This is a genomic window from Paraburkholderia sp. D1E (assembly GCF_052682275.1).
This window is the reverse complement of record NZ_JBQYMB010000001.1, coordinates 5,871,043-5,888,631: the sequence shown is the minus strand read 5'-3', so window position 1 is coordinate 5,888,631 and position 17,589 is coordinate 5,871,043. Positions and strand designations below refer to the sequence as shown.

Below are 17,589 nucleotides of genomic sequence, written 5' to 3'. Positions count from 1 at the left end.
TTGACGAGACGCGGGCGAAAGCCGGCTGCACCCGCTGGGAACGCGGGTTTTACTCCACGGCTTCGCTGGCAGCGCCGCTGGCCGGCGTGGCGAGCTTGGCCGGCGCCAACCAGCTGAATGCGCTCAGCGCCGAACCATGAAACGTGCATTCAGCAGCGGCCGCCGTGCTGGTCTTCTTCGGCTTGGCCGATTTGAGCGAAGCCGCTTCGCTCCCTGACGCAGCAACGCTTGCGGAGGCGGCCGTAGCAGCAGAAGCCACGCCAGCCGTCACGCCGGAGGCTGCCGCAACGCCCGAAGCCGAAGCGGCCGCCGATACCGCCGACGCCGCGCGCACGCCCGAAGCCGGGCGGGGCGCATTCGCGAGTTGCGCGGCGGAAGCTGCCGCGGCCTCCGAAGCCGTCACCATATGCTCGATCGAACCTTCGACGACCACCCGCGAGCCGTCGATACCGACACCCTTATGAGCGACTTTCAGCGTATCCGGCGACGTTTCAGCCAGCTTGCTTCGCATCAACTGCTCGCATGCATCCGAGTTCTTGTAGACGGCCGTGCAGGCCGCCAGCAGCGCGGCAGCGGTCGTGATGCAGGCGATAGGGAGAATCCGAATCTTCATTGATGTTCCGTTTTTCAAGCTGTCGGCAATTGTAGCTTACGGGCTGAGGGATCGGCACCGTGGCTCTCATGGGGGTGGCATAGGCATAGAACGGGGACGGGACGGGACGGGACGGGACGGGACGGGACGGGACCGCACCGCACCGCACCGCACCGCACCGTATATGAGCGTGAACATACTGAACCGCAGGGCGTATAGATAGTGCAAGACAAAAAGACGGCTTGACCGCAACGCCTCGCATCGGCATCGTGTTGACCGGCCGCCATGCCGCCTGCGCGCTGCCGCCTCTTCAGCTGGGCCCGCTTCACGGGTGCAGATCCGCTTCCCCACTGTGCATTGACCGGCTTTCCCGCATGTTCAGCGTTGCCCTGCTCGCCGTCGCGGCTTACGCCGCCACCAATATCGACAACCTTTTCGTGCTGCTCGCCTTCCTTGCGGAAGCGCGCGGCCAGCGGCGTCGGGTGATCGCCGGGCAGTTTGCCGGTTCGCTGGTCTTGATCGTGGGGTCGATTCTGCTTGCCGCGTTGTTGACGCGGTTACCCGCAGGCTATGTCGGTTTGCTCGGCATTCTGCCGATCGGCGTGGGCCTGAGCAAAGCATGGACACGCTTTCGCCCCGCCAACGCGGATCAGGACAAAGAAGCGCAGACCACCGCGCACACGAATGCACCGGGCACATCGACTGTGACCGTCACACGCTCGTCATGGTGGACAGTCGCGTGCGTGGCGGTCGCCAACGGCTCGGATAACCTCGCCGTCTACGTGCCCTTGTACGCCAGTCATTCGCACAGCGAGGGTATGTTTATCTCGTTAGTGTTCGTCGTGATGATCGGGCTGTGGTGCGCGGGCGCGGTGTGGCTGGTGGAGCATCCGCTGCTGGGCGCGCCGATCCGGCGCTACGGTACTGCGCTGCTGCCGTTGATCCTACTGGTAATCGGCATCTCCGTGATTGTGCAGAACGATACGCTGCGGATCGTGTTCGGTATGTGAGCCAGAGGCCGAGCCAGCAATCCAGTCGCGGGTAGTCGCGCCGGAAACAGGCGCGCACCGTGAGGTGACCCAATCCCCCGGGACATAGCAAATACCGCAGTCGCATATCGTTATGGCGATTGGCGATTTCTTTCCAGGCGGATCGCGGCCGATAATGGGTGCCATGAACACGCCCCCCACTCCCCAAGCCCGCGCGCTGCGTTCCACGTTCGCGGCGCTAAGCGCGGCGCTGCTGCTGGCCGCCTGCGCGGCCCCGACGGCATCGACCACTTCCACCGCGGCTGATTCTGCCTCGCTCGACGCCGCAATCTCCGGGCCGCAGCGCAGCGACAAGAACCGCGCACGCGACGTCTATCGCCATCCGAAGGAAACGCTGCAGTTCTTCGGAGTGGAATCGTCGCAAACCGTGTTGGAGATCGCGCCCGGCGGCGGCTGGTACACGGAAATACTCGCGCCCTATCTGCACGACCACGGCAAGCTGTACGAGGCGCAATATGAAAGCCCGGAGGCTGCGTCGGCGGCAGAGGAGCAGGCTAGCCGGGCGCCTTTCGCGCGCAAGCTGGCGGCCACGCCGGCGGTCTATGGCAATGTGGTGGTCGGCACGCTGCGCGCGGGCCAGTTCAGCGGCTTTCCGGCCGATGGCAGCGTCGACGAGGTGCTGACCTTCCGCAATATCCACAACTGGATCAAGGACGGCCAGATCGACGCCAACCTCCGCGCCTTTTACGCGGCACTGAAGCCCGGTGGCATCCTCGGTGTCGAGGAGCATCGCGCGGCGCCAGGCACCTCCCTGCAACAGATCATCGACACCGGCTATGTGACCCAAGCCTATGTCATCGAACACGCGCGCGCCGCAGGTTTCGAATTGGCCGGCCAAAGCGAGGTGAACAGCAATCCTCGCGACACGAAAAACTATCCGCACGGCGTGTGGTCCCTGCCGCCCACCTATGACGGCCACGACGTCGACCGGGCGAAATACGCGGCGATCGGTGAATCGGATCGCATGACGTTGCGTTTCGTGAAACCCAGGTGACAGGCATGACCGGCTTGGGCCTCAACGCGCCCCGGCCGGCATAAGCCCCCCGGTCGGCACGCTCTTCGCCGCACTGCGCTTGACGCAGTCCCAATAGTATGTTCATATTGCACACCATGTATCGCGCCCAGACCACCTTATCGCTACTACTAGCCCGCTCTACCGGGCTAGGTCTGCTGCTGCGCGCTTCCATCTGATACACCCGAAGCACCGCTCAATTCCCCAGTAACTGACCCAGCCCCGGTTTCCGACCGGCGGCCATGCTTTACGTTTTCGTCGTCCGGTCGACACCGAGGTTGATCGATCCCAAGGATGATGAAAATGTTGAAGAACCCTGCTACCAAATATCACTCGTTCAAGCCCATCAATTTGACGGACCGCCAGTGGCCGTCGCGCACCATCACGCGCGCGCCGATCTGGATGAGTACCGACCTGCGTGACGGCAATCAGGCGCTGTTCGAGCCGATGAACGCGCAACGCAAGATGCGCATGTTCAAGACGCTGGTGCAGATCGGCTTCAAGGAAATCGAAGTCGCATTTCCGTCTGCCTCGCAGACCGACTTCAATTTCGTGCGTGAGCTGATCGAAGGCGGCCATATCCCCGACGACGTCACGATCGAAGTATTGACACAAGCTCGCGACGACCTGATCGAACGCACCTTCGAATCCTTGCGTGGTGCACCGCGTGCCATCGTCCATCTGTACAACGCCACTGCGCCGGAATTCCGCCGCATCGTGTTCGGCCTCGAAAAGAGCGGTGTGAAAGAACTCGCGCAAAACGCCGCGCGTACGATGAAACGTCTCGCTGACGCCACGCCGGAAACGCACTTCACGCTGCAATACAGCCCGGAAGTGTTCAGCGGCACCGAACTCGAATTCGCCAAGGAAGTGTGCGACGCCGTGTTCGACATCTGGCAACCGACGCCCGAACACAAGGCAATCGTCAACCTGCCCGCTACCGTTGAAATGGCCACGCCGAATGTCTACGCGGACCAGATCGAATGGATGCATCGCAATCTCGCACGTCGCGATTCGTTGATCGTTTCGGTGCATCCGCATAACGATCGCGGCACTGCCGTGGCTGCTGCGGAACTGGCGGTGATGGCGGGAGCGGATCGTATCGAAGGGTGCCTGTTCGGCAATGGTGAACGCACCGGCAATGTCGATCTCGTGACGCTTGCGTTGAATCTGTATACGCAGGGTGTCGATCCTGAACTCGACTTTTCGAATATCAATGAAGTCGCGCGTACCGCTGAGGAATGCACGCAGTTGCCGGTGCATCCGCGTCATCCGTATGTCGGCGATCTGGTGTTCACGGCTTTCTCCGGCTCGCATCAGGATGCGATCAAGAAGGGGCTTGCTGTTCAGAAACCGGATGCGGTCTGGGAAGTGCCTTATATGCCGATTGATCCGAGCGATCTCGGGCGGACTTATGATTCCGTCATTCGTGTAAATAGCCAGTCCGGTAAGGGTGGGATCGCTTATTTGCTCGAGCAGAGCTATGGGGTGGTCCTGCCGCGGCGCTTGCAGGTCGATTTCAGCTCTGCTGTGCAGCGGTTTACCGACGCTAGCGGTCAGGAAGTGACGCCTTCGCAGATCTGGGAATTGTTCCAGCAGGAGTATGTGCACAGTGCTGCGCCGATTCACTACGTTGGACATAGTCTGTCTGAACGCAACGGGCGTGAACATATCAAGCTCACTGTCGAGATTAATGGCTCGCGGCGCGTCTTGAACGGTGAAGGGAATGGGCCGCTTGATGCGTTGATGCATGCTATTGGGGTGCCTGTTCGCATTCAGCACTATGAAGAGCGGGCTTTGACTCAAGGTGCGGATGCTCGCGCTGTGGCTGTTGCCGAGATGGCTGGGGCTGATGTGGCCGGGAGCGCGTTTGGGGTTGGCATCGATGCCAATCTGGTGACGGCTTCTATTCGGGCTGTGATTAGTGGGGTTAATCGGGCTTATGCGCGGGTTAATGTTGAGGCCCAAGGGCAGTTTTTTGAAGTTGCGCTGAGGGGTGATGTGGAGCGGGTTGCTGTATGAGGGTTTTGATTTTTTCTTGATCTGGATTCTTTGGTGTTTGGTCTCGGGGCTTTGGCCTTTCCTTGAATTCTTATTGGTTTATTAGTGTCGCCCCTGTGCGGGGCAATGCTCTCAACTTAAGCCCCATTTCATCAAGCAAGCTTGTACGCGAGATGGTGATGGGGCTTGGCTTTTCGGGGCGGTCGAGGGTAAGAGCGGGCGGGCTGGATCCGACACCGGGCCTGGTGGATGGCCGGCATGACTTTGGGCAGCAGGTTCAGGCAGTGTTCAATCCGTAGCAGGCACGCGCCGAGGATCGGCTTGAGGGCACCCAGCGCATAAACACGATCAGGACGGCTGGCAGGCTCATCATCATGATGCGCATCGTCCAGATCGCTGAGCAGTGTGCACAGGTTGTCGGCGACGGTTTTTGCGCCGAAGTCCTGCTGCAGCGCCAGGTAGTCCAGCCCCGTGACGGCCTCCAGCCGCAGCCGGTGCTTGAGCCGTTTGAACGCTTCCCCGATGCGCCAGCGCTGATGATAGAGCGCCCCGAAGGTGGCAGCCGGATAGCGCTGGCGATCAAGCAGCGAGGTCATCAGCACACGCACACGTCCGCCAGGGGTGACATCACGGATCAGGCGCACCGTGGTGGGCGTGCGCACCAGTTCATAGTCAAGGGCGTCCTGTTCATTGGGCGCGGCCAGTGTCACGATGCGCTCAGCCTCGCCACTGCGCGCAAAGGCGGTGACGCACGTCCAGGCGCGTGCATCCACGCGCAGACAGAACGGGATCTCGCGCTGCGCCAGCGCGGCCACCATCATGTTGCCGAGATAGCCGCGATCAAGCAGTAGCAGATCGGTGTGCGGCTGCAGCACATCCAGCGCTTCGAACAGCATCTGCCGCTCGGAGCCGTCGGCCGGATGAAGCGCGGCGTGCAGGGTCAGTTCGGGCCCCGGCAGGAACAGTGCAAATGCGTAGTGGTCGGCGCGCAGATCATGGCCTTCGCGCGTGCCTACCCGCAGACGGCTACCGTCGGCGGCGACCAGCCTCAGGCCATTCCAGCGCATCGAATCAATGTAGGGTTGGGCCAGTTCAACCAGGCGCGCGCGGGCCAGTTCGAACAGCTCGGCCGACAGGCCGCGGCGCGCCTTGCTGAAGGCCTGTGCACTCACCGCGCGGGCGCGCACCGCCTGCCCGTGCAGCGCGCCAAACAGCCCGTCGAGCTCGGCCTGCACGCTCGTGCGCATCCCCGACATCAGCAACGCGGCCATGCGTGGCAGCGTCAGGATGCGATTGCGGGTAAAGGCAGTGGGAGAAAGACGCACGCGCTCAGCGAGTGCCGGATCGAACAGGAAATCGGAGAACTCAGCCAGGAGTTGGGAGGACGCTGGTATTTGAGTTCATATCGTTTATTTATCAATCAGTTATGCGATGAAGTTTACAGGGCAAACGCCCCGTATACAAGCCATTTTGGGCTTAAGTTGAGAGCATTGCTGTGCGGGGCAGGCACTTACTTCTCTTTGCCGCCGCAAAGAGAAGTAAACAAGAGAAAGCGGCTCACACCGCTAATTCTTAAGCGGGGCCCCCGCACAGTTGCGGTAGTGGTGCATCTGGAATCTGTGTTTTCGCACATTCCCCGTGAGTGACAAGGGAGTCATACTTCCCGCCTCGCACTGTGTGCTCGCCGGAAGGGTCGGCTAGCAAACCCAATGGTGTTTTTTGTCGTGATTTTTTGAGGGGCGCTTCTGCGCCCCTCTTCTTTTTTCTGTGCCTCTGTCTGCCGACGAACAGGTCTGTGGCTTGTAGTCCCGTCTTTCCTTTTATTCCCCGTCTTGCCCTCTCTCAGGTCGGCCCCGCTCTGCCCACGCGTCCGGCAAACTATGCGTCAGCGTCGACACGAAGCGTTCTGTCTCCAGCTCGCGGGGATTCATGAAAATGTCGCGCGACGGGCCCTGCTCTACCACCACGCCGTTGTTCAGGAAAACTACGTCCCGCGCAATCGTCGCGGCAAGACGCAAGTCATGTGTCGCCATCAACATCGTCATGCCTTCCGTGGCGAGCTGCTTGAGTACTTCCACCACCTCCGCGGCTAGTCCCGGATCGAGTGCAGATGTGGGCTCGTCGCACAACAATACTTCCGGCGACGGTGCCAATGCCCTCGCAATCGCTACGCGTTGTTGCTGGCCGCCGGAAAGCGTTGAGGGCCATGCGTCCGCTTTGTGTGCGATGCCCACTTTCTCAAGTAATTCGTCCGCACGTACGCGCGCTTTTTCCTTGTCCCACTTCTGTACCGTCAGCAGGCCTTCCATTACGTTCTGCCGCACCGTCAGATGCGGAAACAACTGGAAATTCTGGAACACCATGCCGGTGCGGCGCCGAATCGTCAGCACGGCTTCGCGCGATGGTTTGTGATCGCGACTGAATTCGAGGCGCTGGTCGCCCAGTTCAAGTGATCCAGCCTCGGGAATTTCCAGCAGATTCACGCAGCGCAAAAGCGTACTCTTGCCGCTGCCGGATGGGCCGATCAGTGCGGTAACGTTGCCTGACGCGAGTTGCAGGTCCACCGAATTCAGAACCTGGTTCTCGCCGAAGTATTTGTCGATTTTTTCCAGTCGAATCATCAGTTGCTCGCCTGGAAAAGTGCGTGGCGGCCGAACTTGCGTTCGAGCCGGACTTGCGCCGACGACAATACCGAACTGAACACGAGATAAACGAGTGCCGCCTCGGTGTACAGAATCAACGGCTCATACGTCACCGACGCAATCCGCTGCGCCGCCTGAAACACCTCCGGTACTGTCAGTACCGCGGCGAGCGAGGTGTCCTTCACCAACGCGATAAACGAGTTCGACAGTGGCGGCAGTGCGACACGCGCGGCTTGCGGCAAGATCGCGCGGCGCAACGCCTGCTCACGCGTCATGCCCATCGAGTACGCCGCTTCCCACTGCCCCTTCGGAATCGACTCGATCACGCCGCGGATCACTTCCGAGTTATACGCACCGACATTCAGCGAAAAACCGATGATCGCCGCCGTCAACGGATCGAGCACGATGCCCACGTTCGGTAGTCCGTAGAAAATCACGAACAGTTGCACCAGTAACGGCGAGCCGCGAAATAGCCACACGTAGAAGCGCACGCACACTACCGCCCAGCGCGGTCCGAATAGCCGGACCAGCGCGACGATAAATGCCACCACGATCCCGATCGCGAACGATGCCAGTGTGAGCGGCACGGTGAAGACAAGCCCCGCGTACAGAAGGGGCCACAGCGACTGCGCCATCAGATGCAACCATGCCGGCATGATTCAGACTCGCAGGTGGCGCTTATTGGGAGACGTCTTTACCGAAATACTTCTGCGAAATTTTCAAATACGTGCCGTCTTTCCTCATGTCGGCGAGTGCCTTATTGATTGCTGCCTGCAATTCCGGGCTGCCCTTGCGAATCAGCACTGCGGACTTGTCGCTGCTATCGGAAGAAGTATCGAGCGCGGCGATCTTTACCTTCGCATCGGGCTTGTGCTTCTTGAAGTCGAGGAACGACAGCGAATCGTTAACAGTCGCGTCGACTCGGCCCGAGGTCAACAGATCGATCGATTCGTTGAAGCCCTGCACGGGAATCACCTCCGCGCCATGCGCGGCCGCGATCTTGCCGAAATTGCTGGTCAGCGTATTCGCCGACTTCTTGCCTTTCAGGTCGTCAAAGCTCTTGATCGCGGTGTTGTTCGAGGCCACGATCAGCGCCGCGTGCGAAGTGATGTACGGGTCCGAGAAATCGTATTTCACCTTGCGCGCGTCGGTGACAGCGACTTCATTGATCACCGCGTCGTAGCGGTTCACATCGAGACCGGCGATCAGACCGTCCCATTTGCCTTCGACGAATTGCGGCTTGACGCCCAGGCGTTGCGCGATCGCCGTGCCGATCTCGACGTCGAAACCGGTCAGCTTGCCGGATTCGTCGTGGTACGTGAACGGTGCGTAGGTGCCTTCGGTGCCGATCTTGAACACACCCGCTGACTTGATCTGCGCCAGTTCGTCGGCGGCAAACGCCGGGCTCAGGGTCACCGCTTGCAGCAGCGCGATCAGTAGAATGGAACGAATCGACTTCATCAGGTGGCTCCGTAAAGTTTGCTACGTCAGTTGCATGGTTTTGTGTGCGGCATTCCGCCAGCGGTCAGGCCCGGCAGAGTGGGCGGACTGTAGCAAACGGTCTGCGTTTTTACAAAGGATCAGGTTTCCGATCAATATGCGCTTGCGTGCTAAGCGGACAGCCAAGGCAGCTCATACAACGTCGAATTCGACTCTGAAGCAGATATCATAGACGCGGCATGCATCGCACCACGGAACGCGTGCCGAGCGCCATCGGGGAAAACGCGGGAGGGTGTCGCCGCGGCGAACGCGCGGCGGTGAAAAACAGCCGGCATGGGCGGCACTGCGAGGCCGCCCGCCAGATTGCAAACCGCTTACCGTTCCACCGGATGCGGCTCCTTCCGTTTATTGGCAACCCGGATCGCATCGAAGTAAGCCGGATTCGGTGGGCGCTTCAGATAGCGCCCCGCGCCACGCACGGCCCGCAGCTCACCATCGGTCCATGCCAGTGCGCCGCGCGTGAGCGTGTGCATCGCCGTACCCTGCACCGTCATCCCTTCGAACACGTTGAAGTCGACCTTCTGATGATGCGTCTTCACCGAAATCGTTTTACTTGCCTTCGGATCCCACACGACCAGGTCCGCGTCCGCGCCCACCTGTACCGCACCTTTACGCGGATACAGGTTGAAAATCTGCGCGGCGTTGGTCGACGTGATGCGCACGAATTCATTCGGCGTGAGGCGCCCCGAATTCACACCGTGATGCCAGAGCACCGCCATACGATCTTCGACGCCACCGCAGCCGTTCGGGATCTTCGTAAAGTCCTCACGGCCCATGGCCTTCTGCGATGCGCAGAACACGCAATGATCGGTCGCTGTGGTGTGCAATTGTCCCGCTTGCAGACCACGCCACAATGCCTCCCGATGCTCCGCGGAGCGGAACGGCGGGCTCATTACGTGCGCCGCCGCACGGGCCCAGTCTGGATCGCGATACACCGCCTCGTCGATCACCAGATGGCCCGGCAACACTTCACCGAACACCCGAAGGCCTTCGCTGCGGGCACGTGCAATCGCATCGACCGCATCTTTCGAGGACACGTGGACGATATACACCGGCACGCCTAGCACCTGCGCGATACGGATTGCACGATTGGCGGCCTCGCCCTCCACTTCCGGTGGCCGCGACAATGGATGCGCCTCCGGACCCGTAAAGCCTTTCGCAAGCAATTGACGCTGCAACTGAAACACCAGCTCACCATTTTCCGCATGCACAGTGGGCAGCGCGCCGAGTTCGAGCGAACGCGAGAAACTGTTCACCAGTACTTCGTCGTCGGCCATGATCGCGTTTTTGTAGGCCATGAAGTGCTTGAAACTCGACACGCCGTGTTCGTGCACCAGCGTGCCCATGTCGCGATAGACCGAATCGTCCCACCACGTCACCGCAACGTGAAAGCCATAGTCCGCCGACGCCTTTTCAGCCCAACCGCGCCATTCCTTGAAGGCCTCCATCAACGGCTGCTTCGGACTCGGAATCACGAAGTCGATGATGCTGGTCGTGCCGCCGGATAAACCCGCGGCCGTACCGGTATAGAAATCGTCGCTCGCCGTCGTGCCCATGAACGGCAATTCCATGTGCGTATGCGGATCGATGCCGCCGGGCATCACATATTGCCCGCCCGCATCGACGATCGTGGCACCCGCCGGTGCTTCCAGGTCCGCTCCGATCTGCAGGATCGTGCCACCATCTTCCGGGTCCGCACACAACACGTCCGCACGATACGTGTTCTCCGCGTCGATAATCGTGCCGCCGCGAATCAGGGTCGTCATGTTGCCGCCTCCTTATGAACTGCTGGTTTCGGTGCTACGTACTTCGTTTGTTTCTTGTGTGGTTTATGCACGCACCACACCCGCGCTCGGTCCCTGGCTCAGCTTCATCCATGCGCTGTATACGATCGATGCCAACGCGAGTCCGACAAACCATGCATACGTATAGAGCGTGTTGAAAATCGCCGGCACATTCGGGAACGATGCCGGAAACGCGGTATGCAAAAAGCCCGGCAGATTCGGCAGCACGCCGATCGCGAGCGCCACCACCGCGCCGATGTTCCAGCCGCCGGTGTAGCTGTACTCGCCATGCTCGTCGAACAGTTCACGCGGGTCCAGCCGTGTGCCTCGAATCAGAAAATAGTCGACCATCAGAATACCTGCCACTGGACCAAGCAAGGCCGAGTATCCGACCAGCCACGTGAAGATGTAGCCCTGCGTGGTGGCGAGAATCTTCCACGGCATCATCACAATGGCGATGGTCGCGGTAATCATGCCGCCGACACGATACGAAATACCCTTGGGCCACAGGCTCGAAAAGTCATAGGCCGGCCCCACGAGGTTCGCCGCGAGATTGCAGCACATCGTATCCAGCGTCAGGATGATCAGCGCGAGCCCGACGCCGATGCCGGTCATGCGGCTCGTGAGGTCGATCGGGTCCCAGATCGCCTTGCCGTAGATCACCACGGTCGCCGACGTCACCACCACGGAGATCACCGAGAGCAGCGCCATCGGAATCGGCAATCCAACCGACTGGCCGATGATCTGATCGCGCTGCGTTTTCGCAAAGCGTGTGAAGTCAGGGATATTCAGCGCGAGCGTCGCCCAGAAGCCCACCATCGCCGTGAGGCCAGGCCAGAAGGTGACCCAGAACATGCCCTCCTTCTTGCCGCCCGGCACGAACTGCGACGGCGCCGACAGCATCGAACCGAGGCCGCCCGCTTTCGAGGTGGCCCACCACACCAGCGCGACACACATCACGATCTTGATCGGCGCGGACCAGCTTTCGAGCCAGCGAATCGAATCGGTGCCGTGGATGATGAAGTAGATCTGCAGCGCCCAGAACACGAGGAAGCACGCGAGCTGTGCGAACGAGATATCGAGGAAGGGCAAGGCCGCACCGTGCAGCGCGTTGCCAGACAGGATGTTCAGCAACGTATAGATCGCGCTGCCGCCAAGCCATGTCTGAATGCCGTACCAGCCACACGCGACGATCGCCCTCAACATCGCCGGCAATTTCGCGCCTTGCGTGCCGAAGGAGGAACGCACCAGCACGGCATACGGAATACCGTGCTTCGCGCCCGCATGCCCGATCAGCAGCATCGGCACCAGCACAATCAGATTGCCGAGCAGCACGGTCGCCACCGCCTGCCACGGCGACATGCCCTCTTCCGTCAAACCGGCCGCGAGCATGTATGAGGCGATGTTCATCACCATCCCCACCCAGAGCGCGGCGAAGTGATACCACCTCCACGTGCGCTGTGCGACGCCGGTCGGCGCAAGGTCATCGTTATAAAGACTGCTGCCCTGCGCGCCGGCCGCAAACTGCGGATCGACGGGTTGCGCTGTCTGCTTCATCGAAAGATCTCCACTGATCGTTGTGGCCCGCGCGGCTTCTGATGGTGCGTCAGGCCTTGGGGAAAATTACAGGTTCAGTACAAGCGCTTCGTTTCCTTTCCTGCAGGTAGCTCATGTTTCAGGCTGCTTTCGCTGCGTGAGCGTGAGCGTGGGCCTGCGCATGCCCGGCGGTTTCAGCGGCATCCGACTTGTCGCTTTCACCGGCATCAACACGCGCTGGGTTGTTCGGATGCGTCGTCCAGTTAGCGTACTCACCGTTGTCCACACGTTCCATCGTGATGCACTGTTCGACCGGGCATACATGCATGCACAGATTACAGCCGACACATTCGGAGTCCATCACTTCAAAATGCCGGACGCCAGCTTTTTCTTTCATGATCGCCTGGTGAGCGGTGTCTTCGCACGCGATATGGCAAAGGCCGCACTGGATGCACTTGTCCTGATCGATGCGCGCCTTGATGTCGTATTTGAGGTTCAGGTACTTCCAGTCGGTGACGTTCGGCACGGCGCGACCGCGAATGTCGTCAAGCGTCGCGTAGCCTTTTTCGTCCATCCAGTTTGAAAGACCATCCGCGAGATCGGAGACGATACGGAATCCATAGTGCATCGCCGCCGTGCAGACCTGTACGCTGCCCGCGCCGAGCACCATGAATTCGGCCGCGTCGCGCCACGTCGAAATACCGCCGATGCCGGAGATCGGCAGATTCGGTGTTTCCACGTCGCGAGCAATTTCAGCCACCATGTTCAGTGCGATCGGCTTCACAGCCGGACCGCAGTAGCCGCCGTGCGTGCCCTTGCCATCGACCATCGGCAACGGCGACATTGCATCGAGATCCACGGCGACGATGGAATTGATGGTGTTGATCAGCGACACGCCGTCCGCGCCGCCTTTATAAGCCGCGCGAGAACTGGTGCGAATGTCACTGATATTCGGCGTGAGCTTGACGAGACATGGCAGCTTCGTGCCTTCCTTGACCCAGCGCGTGACCATCTCCACATACTCGGGCACCTGGCCCACGGCCGCGCCCATGCCGCGTTCGCTCATGCCGTGCGGGCAACCGAAATTCAGTTCGACCGCATCGGCGCCGGTATCTTCGACGAGGGGCAAAATCCACTTCCAGTCGTGCTCGTTGCACGGCACCATCAGCGAGACGATCATCGCGCGGTCCGGCCAGTCGCGTTTGACCTGGGCGATTTCCTTAAGGTTGATGTCGAGCGGACGGTCGGTGATCAGTTCGATGTTGTTCAGACCCGCGATGCGCTGGCCGTTCCATTGCACTGCGCCATAGCGCGAACTGACATTCACTACATGCGGGTCGAGGCCCAGGGTCTTCCACACCACGCCGCCCCAGCCCGCTTCGAACGCGCGGTTCACGTTATAGGCTTTGTCGGTCGGCGGCGCGGAGGCAAGCCAGAAAGGATTCGGCGACGTAATGCCGGCAATCGTACAGCGCAGATCGGCCATGTTCGGCTCCTTGGGGACTGCTGTTTTTATCTGGTGGGATGCGTGACTTAATGTGCTTAAGCGACTCAGGCGGCTTTGACAGCTGTGCGGGCGAACTGCGCGTCAATCGCGGCGGCGGCGATCTTGCCGTCCTGCACCGCTTGTACCGTCAGATCGATTCCGCCTGTCGCCGCGCAATCACCGCCTGCCCACACACCAGGCAACGAAGTTTGTCCGTTTGCATCCACCGCGATGCGGCTGCCATCAAGCGTCAGAAGTTCTCGCTCGATGCCGACTGGCACCAATGTTTGCCCAATCGCTTTGAGCACCACGTCGGCTTCGACCACGAAGCGCTCCCGATTGCCATCGCTCGACGTACGTTCGAATTCAACACCCGTGACCACACCGCTTTCTCCGATCAAACGAGTCGGCGTTGCGTGCGTGACGAGCGTGACGCCGTTGGTCTGCGCGAAATCGCGCTCGGCCCACGTCGCGCTCATCGACTGGACGCCGCGTCGATACACCATCGTCACTGACGTCGCGCCGAGCTTGCGACTTTGCACGGCCGCATCCACCGCCGTATTGCCGCCGCCGATCACGACGACCCGGCGGCCCACCGGCACCGTGCCGAAGTCACGCGCGGTGCGCACCTGTTCGATGAAATCCACTGCGTTCATCACACCACTCAGATCCTCGCCCTCCATCGCCAGGGCACGCACGCCCGTGAGACCCATCGCGAGGAAGACCGCATCGTGCTGCTTGCGCAGCGCATCGAGATCCACGTCACGTCCAAGCGCTACGCCGTGCCTGATCTCGATGCCACCGATCGAGCACAGCCACGCCACTTCGCGCTGCGCAAAATCGTCGACCGTTTTATAGGCAGCAATACCGTACTCGTTCAAACCGCCCGCCTTCTCGTTAGCATCGTAAATCGTCACGTTATGGCCGGCCAATGCAAGCCGATGTGCACACGCCAGTCCCGCCGGTCCCGCACCGACCACCGCGACATGCCGACCCGTTTCGGCCGCGCGCTTGAACAGCGCTTCACCGCGCGCCATCGCCCAATCAGTCGCATGACGTTGCAGCGCGCCGATCGCCACCGGCTTCGCATCCTGATGGTTGCGCACACAAGCACCCTCGCAAAGAATCTCGGTCGGGCAAACGCGCGCGCACATGCCGCCCAGCGGATTCGCCGAGAGAATATCGACGGCCGCGCCCTTCAGATTGCCGTTGCTGATCTTGCGAATGAAGCTGGGAATGTCGATCTGCGTCGGACACGCATTTACGCACGGTGCGTCATAACAGTAGTGACAGCGGCTCGCGGCTGCGGCCGCGGCACTCGCGTCGAGCAACGGCGCGATGTCGGAGAACTCGCACGAGAGTTGATCGGCCGATAGGCGCTGAGCCGCAATATCGCCGGTTTGCTTGATGGCCATACACGTTCCTTCTTCGATGTGAGGACGTAGCCGTCCCCGCCGACTGCGCAGAAGCGGAGCCGGGGCGGCATGTTTTATGGGCGCTACGGTGAGGCCAGGGAATCAACTACAACCCGCAACCACAACCTGCTACCGCTAAAGCGTTATGAAACCGGCTCGCACGCTCGTCCGAGCATGGCGTGCAGCAAGACATTCGCGCCCGCTTCGATCCATTCGAAGGTCGCGTCCTCGATCTCGTTGTGACTGATCCCGTCGACACACGGCACGAACACCATCGAAGTCGGCGCTACTTGCGAGAGATAGCAGGCGTCGTGTCCCGCACCGGACACCATGTTGCGGTGCGGGTAGCCAAAGCGTTCAGCCGCGGCGCGTACCGACTTCACGCATGCCTCGTCGAAAGCGACTGGCGCGTAGTAAAAGATCTGCTCGAGTTCGGTTTCCAGACCGATCGCGCCCGTGATCTTCGCCACCCCTTCGCGCAACGCGGCATCCATCTTCGCGAGTACGGCGTCATCCGGATGGCGAAAGTCGACCGTGAAGAACACGCGCCCCGGAATCACATTGCGTGAGTTCGGATAGACCTGCATCATGCCGACCGTTGCGCAGCCGAACGGCGCGTTATCCAGCCCGATGCGATTGACCAGATCGACCACGCGCGCGGCGCCGAGCAATGCATCGCGACGGCGCGGCATCGGCGTCGGACCCGCATGCGCCTCCTGCCCCGTCAGCGTGATTTCGTACCAGCGTTGACCTTGCGCATCGGTCACCACGCCAATGGTTTTCTGCTCAGCTTCGAGAATCGGCCCTTGTTCGATATGCAATTCGAACGCGGCATGCAAGGGACGGCCACCGCAAGGAACATTGCCCGCGTAGCCAATGCGCTTAAGTTCGTCGCCGATGGTCTTGCCGTCCACGTCCTTGCGCGAGAGGCCGTAGTCCAGCGTAAAGACGCCGGCGAATACACCCGAGGCGACCATTGCAGGCGCGAAGCGCGAGCCTTCCTCATTGGTCCAGATCACCACTTCAACGGGATGCTCGGTCTCGATGCCGTGATCGTTCAGACTGCGGATGACTTCGAGTCCACCGAGCACGCCGTAGATACCGTCGAACCGCCCGCCGGTCGGCTGCGAGTCAGCATGCGAACCGGTCACAACCGGCAACGCATCGGGATTACGCCCGGCGCGGCGCATGAATACATTGCCCATCTGATCGACAGTGACAGCACAACCCGCTTCCTTCGCCCAACTGACGATCAGGTCGCGCCCTTGTTTGTCGAGGTCGGTCAGTGCCAGCCGGCACACGCCGCCTTTGGGTGTTGCGCCGATCTTCGCCATCGTCATCAGGCTGTCCCACAGCCGCTTGCCATCGACCTTGATCGACGTAGCGGGTTCGGAGTGCTTCAGCGCTTCGGATACCGCGTTCATTCGTCTCGCTCCTTTCGGTGAACCGACATGAAACTGGTGCATGGGCGGCAAATTTTGGGGCGTGGCCGCACGGCGGCGGTGCACACTCAATGCCTTTAATTGCCTCTTCGTCAGAGGGCAAACCCTGGGGCATCGCCCGCTCTCTCAATCCTGTCCAGTTGGACAGGTTGTAGACGATTAAGCCCGCCAAATCAATACCTTTCGTACGGTGGGAAACATAGCGAGAAGCGTGCCATTGCACTGCAACACGCGTTTATCGACGGCCTCGAATGCGCGTGTCCATCCGCGCCCAAACGACTAGAATGAAGCGCGACGCGGCACACATGCCGATGAAGGCCAACATGAGAGACGACAACGTGGCTGCCGACATCACGGAAAACAACGAGACGGGGGACGAAACTCGCGCACCTTTGCGGCGGCGCAAGGCACACATTCGCGAGTCGAATGAAGCGCATTTATTGGCGTGTGCCGAAGCGGTTTTCGCGGAGCGAGGACTCGACGGAACCAGTACGGCGATGATCGCGGAACGCGCAGGCTTACCGAAAGCTAACTTGCATTACTACTTCCCGACAAAGCTCGCGTTGTACCGGCGCGTGCTGGAAGACCTGTTCGAAGACTGGCACCGCGCGGCGGATACGTTTGAATGCAGCGATGATCCGGTCGAGGCAATCGGCGGATACGTACGCGCGAAGATGGAATTGTCGCGCCGCCGGCCTTTGGGCTCGAAGGTGTGGGCGAGCGAGATCATCCACGGCGCGGAGCATATGGAGGACATTCTCACCGGGCGCGTAAAGCCGTGGCTGGACAGCCGGGTGAAGGTCATCGACGACTGGATCGCGCGCGGCTTGCTGGCGCCCGTGAATGCGCAAACGCTGATGTACATGATCTGGGCAACCACTCAGCATTACGCCGACTTCGATGCGCAGATTCGCGCGCTTAAAGGCAAGCGAGCGCTCACGCAGAAGGCGTTCGAAGCGACAACCGAGGAAGTCGTGCAACTGGTGATTCGGGCGTGTGGGGCGGTGTCGCCAGCACAGCATGAGGACGGCGCGGACCCGTCGAGATAAAAAGCAAAAGCCCGGCTGCGTTTTTAACTGCAGCCGGGCCTTCGCCCTATGGCGTGAAACGTGAACCTCGCCCGAGGCTTA

General features: G+C 60.8%; 14 protein-coding genes. 4 read left to right on the top strand and 10 right to left on the bottom strand.

Annotation, left to right across the window (positions count from 1 at the left end; translation table 11 throughout):
* Nucleotides 1-49: 49 nt before the first annotated feature.
* The gene (locus ACUN0E_RS26535) at nt 50-613 is read right to left on the bottom strand and encodes a hypothetical protein (protein WP_445568446.1); all 564 of its coding nucleotides are present in this window, start codon (nt 611-613) and stop codon (nt 50-52) included.
* Nucleotides 614-966: 353 nt separating this feature from the next.
* Here ACUN0E_RS26535 and ACUN0E_RS26530 point away from each other — a divergent pair, with 353 nt between their 5' ends.
* From ACUN0E_RS26530 to leuA, 3 genes are all read left to right on the top strand, one after another.
* Complete coding sequence (locus ACUN0E_RS26530; RefSeq protein ID WP_445568445.1) at nt 967-1,602, top strand: cadmium resistance transporter; 636 nt, start codon at nt 967-969, stop codon at nt 1,600-1,602.
* A gap of 154 nt (nt 1,603-1,756) precedes the next feature.
* Nucleotides 1,757-2,635, top strand: a complete 879-nt coding sequence (locus ACUN0E_RS26525) for a class I SAM-dependent methyltransferase (RefSeq protein WP_445568444.1) — start codon at nt 1,757-1,759, stop codon at nt 2,633-2,635.
* A 321-nt stretch (nt 2,636-2,956) separates the two neighbouring features.
* The gene (gene leuA, locus ACUN0E_RS26520) at nt 2,957-4,675 is read left to right on the top strand and encodes a 2-isopropylmalate synthase (protein ID WP_445568443.1); all 1,719 of its coding nucleotides are present in this window, start codon (nt 2,957-2,959) and stop codon (nt 4,673-4,675) included.
* Nucleotides 4,676-4,806: 131 nt separating this feature from the next.
* On the opposite strand, the gene ACUN0E_RS26515 is transcribed toward leuA, so the two are convergent.
* The 9 genes from ACUN0E_RS26515 to ACUN0E_RS26475 all read right to left on the bottom strand — a co-directional run bounded on the left by ACUN0E_RS26515 (nt 4,807) and on the right by ACUN0E_RS26475 (nt 16,441).
* A complete protein-coding gene (locus ACUN0E_RS26515; RefSeq protein ID WP_445568442.1) occupies nt 4,807-5,979 on the bottom strand; it encodes a transposase in 1,173 nt (390 codons plus the stop codon).
* A gap of 495 nt (nt 5,980-6,474) precedes the next feature.
* Nucleotides 6,475-7,275, bottom strand: coding sequence for an amino acid ABC transporter ATP-binding protein (locus ACUN0E_RS26510; RefSeq protein ID WP_445568441.1), 801 nt, complete (start codon nt 7,273-7,275; stop codon nt 6,475-6,477).
* Nucleotides 7,275-7,952, bottom strand: coding sequence for an amino acid ABC transporter permease (locus tag ACUN0E_RS26505; protein WP_325044858.1), 678 nt, complete (start codon nt 7,950-7,952; stop codon nt 7,275-7,277). The genes ACUN0E_RS26510 and ACUN0E_RS26505 overlap by 1 nt, the downstream gene beginning before the upstream one ends.
* Nucleotides 7,953-7,974: 22 nt before the next feature.
* Nucleotides 7,975-8,757, bottom strand: a complete 783-nt coding sequence (locus ACUN0E_RS26500; protein WP_445568440.1) for an amino acid ABC transporter substrate-binding protein — start codon at nt 8,755-8,757, stop codon at nt 7,975-7,977.
* A 353-nt stretch (nt 8,758-9,110) separates the two neighbouring features.
* On the bottom strand, nt 9,111-10,562 hold the full coding sequence (hydA, locus tag ACUN0E_RS26495; RefSeq protein ID WP_408228911.1) for a dihydropyrimidinase: 1,452 nt from the start codon (nt 10,560-10,562) through the stop codon (nt 9,111-9,113).
* Nucleotides 10,563-10,625: 63 nt separating this feature from the next.
* Nucleotides 10,626-12,137 carry an NCS1 family nucleobase:cation symporter-1 gene (locus tag ACUN0E_RS26490; protein ID WP_408228908.1) on the bottom strand — a complete coding sequence of 504 codons (1,512 nt, stop codon included), beginning with the start codon at nt 12,135-12,137 and terminating at the stop codon, nt 10,626-10,628.
* 118 nt (nt 12,138-12,255) lie between these two features.
* The gene (gene preA / locus ACUN0E_RS26485) at nt 12,256-13,602 is read right to left on the bottom strand and encodes an NAD-dependent dihydropyrimidine dehydrogenase subunit PreA (protein ID WP_408228905.1); all 1,347 of its coding nucleotides are present in this window, start codon (nt 13,600-13,602) and stop codon (nt 12,256-12,258) included.
* A gap of 65 nt (nt 13,603-13,667) precedes the next feature.
* Nucleotides 13,668-15,017, bottom strand: coding sequence for an NAD(P)-dependent oxidoreductase (locus tag ACUN0E_RS26480; protein WP_445568439.1), 1,350 nt, complete (start codon nt 15,015-15,017; stop codon nt 13,668-13,670).
* A 143-nt stretch (nt 15,018-15,160) separates the two neighbouring features.
* Entirely contained in the window at nt 15,161-16,441 is a 1,281-nt protein-coding gene (locus tag ACUN0E_RS26475) for a Zn-dependent hydrolase (RefSeq protein ID WP_445568438.1), read from the bottom strand.
* Nucleotides 16,442-16,743: 302 nt separating this feature from the next.
* Between ACUN0E_RS26475 and ACUN0E_RS26470 the strand changes: the two genes are divergently transcribed.
* A complete protein-coding gene (locus ACUN0E_RS26470) occupies nt 16,744-17,508 on the top strand; it encodes a TetR/AcrR family transcriptional regulator (RefSeq protein WP_445568437.1) in 765 nt (254 codons plus the stop codon).
* Nucleotides 17,509-17,589: the final 81 nt, after the last annotated feature.

Excerpts from the sequence above, each read along its gene's own strand:
- ACUN0E_RS26530 (WP_445568445.1), top strand. The coding sequence starts at position 967 with ATGTTCAGCGTTGCCCTGCTCGCCGTCGCGGCTTACGCCGCCACCAAT.
- leuA (WP_445568443.1), top strand. The coding sequence starts at position 2,957 with ATGTTGAAGAACCCTGCTACCAAATATCACTCGTTCAAGCCCATCAAT.
- ACUN0E_RS26470 (WP_445568437.1), top strand. The coding sequence starts at position 16,744 with ATGAAGCGCGACGCGGCACACATGCCGATGAAGGCCAACATGAGAGAC.
- hydA (WP_408228911.1), bottom strand. The coding sequence starts at position 10,562 with ATGACGACCCTGATTCGCGGCGGCACGATTATCGACGCGGAGAACACG.
- preA (WP_408228905.1), bottom strand. The coding sequence starts at position 13,602 with ATGGCCGATCTGCGCTGTACGATTGCCGGCATTACGTCGCCGAATCCT.
- ACUN0E_RS26505 (WP_325044858.1), bottom strand. The coding sequence starts at position 7,952 with ATGCCGGCATGGTTGCATCTGATGGCGCAGTCGCTGTGGCCCCTTCTG.
- ACUN0E_RS26510 (WP_445568441.1), bottom strand. The coding sequence starts at position 7,275 with ATGATTCGACTGGAAAAAATCGACAAATACTTCGGCGAGAACCAGGTT.
- ACUN0E_RS26480 (WP_445568439.1), bottom strand. The coding sequence starts at position 15,017 with ATGGCCATCAAGCAAACCGGCGATATTGCGGCTCAGCGCCTATCGGCC.
- ACUN0E_RS26525 (WP_445568444.1), top strand. The coding sequence starts at position 1,757 with ATGGGTGCCATGAACACGCCCCCCACTCCCCAAGCCCGCGCGCTGCGT.
- ACUN0E_RS26500 (WP_445568440.1), bottom strand. The coding sequence starts at position 8,757 with ATGAAGTCGATTCGTTCCATTCTACTGATCGCGCTGCTGCAAGCGGTG.
- ACUN0E_RS26535 (WP_445568446.1), bottom strand. The coding sequence starts at position 613 with ATGAAGATTCGGATTCTCCCTATCGCCTGCATCACGACCGCTGCCGCG.
- ACUN0E_RS26490 (WP_408228908.1), bottom strand. The coding sequence starts at position 12,137 with ATGAAGCAGACAGCGCAACCCGTCGATCCGCAGTTTGCGGCCGGCGCG.
- ACUN0E_RS26475 (WP_445568438.1), bottom strand. The coding sequence starts at position 16,441 with ATGAACGCGGTATCCGAAGCGCTGAAGCACTCCGAACCCGCTACGTCG.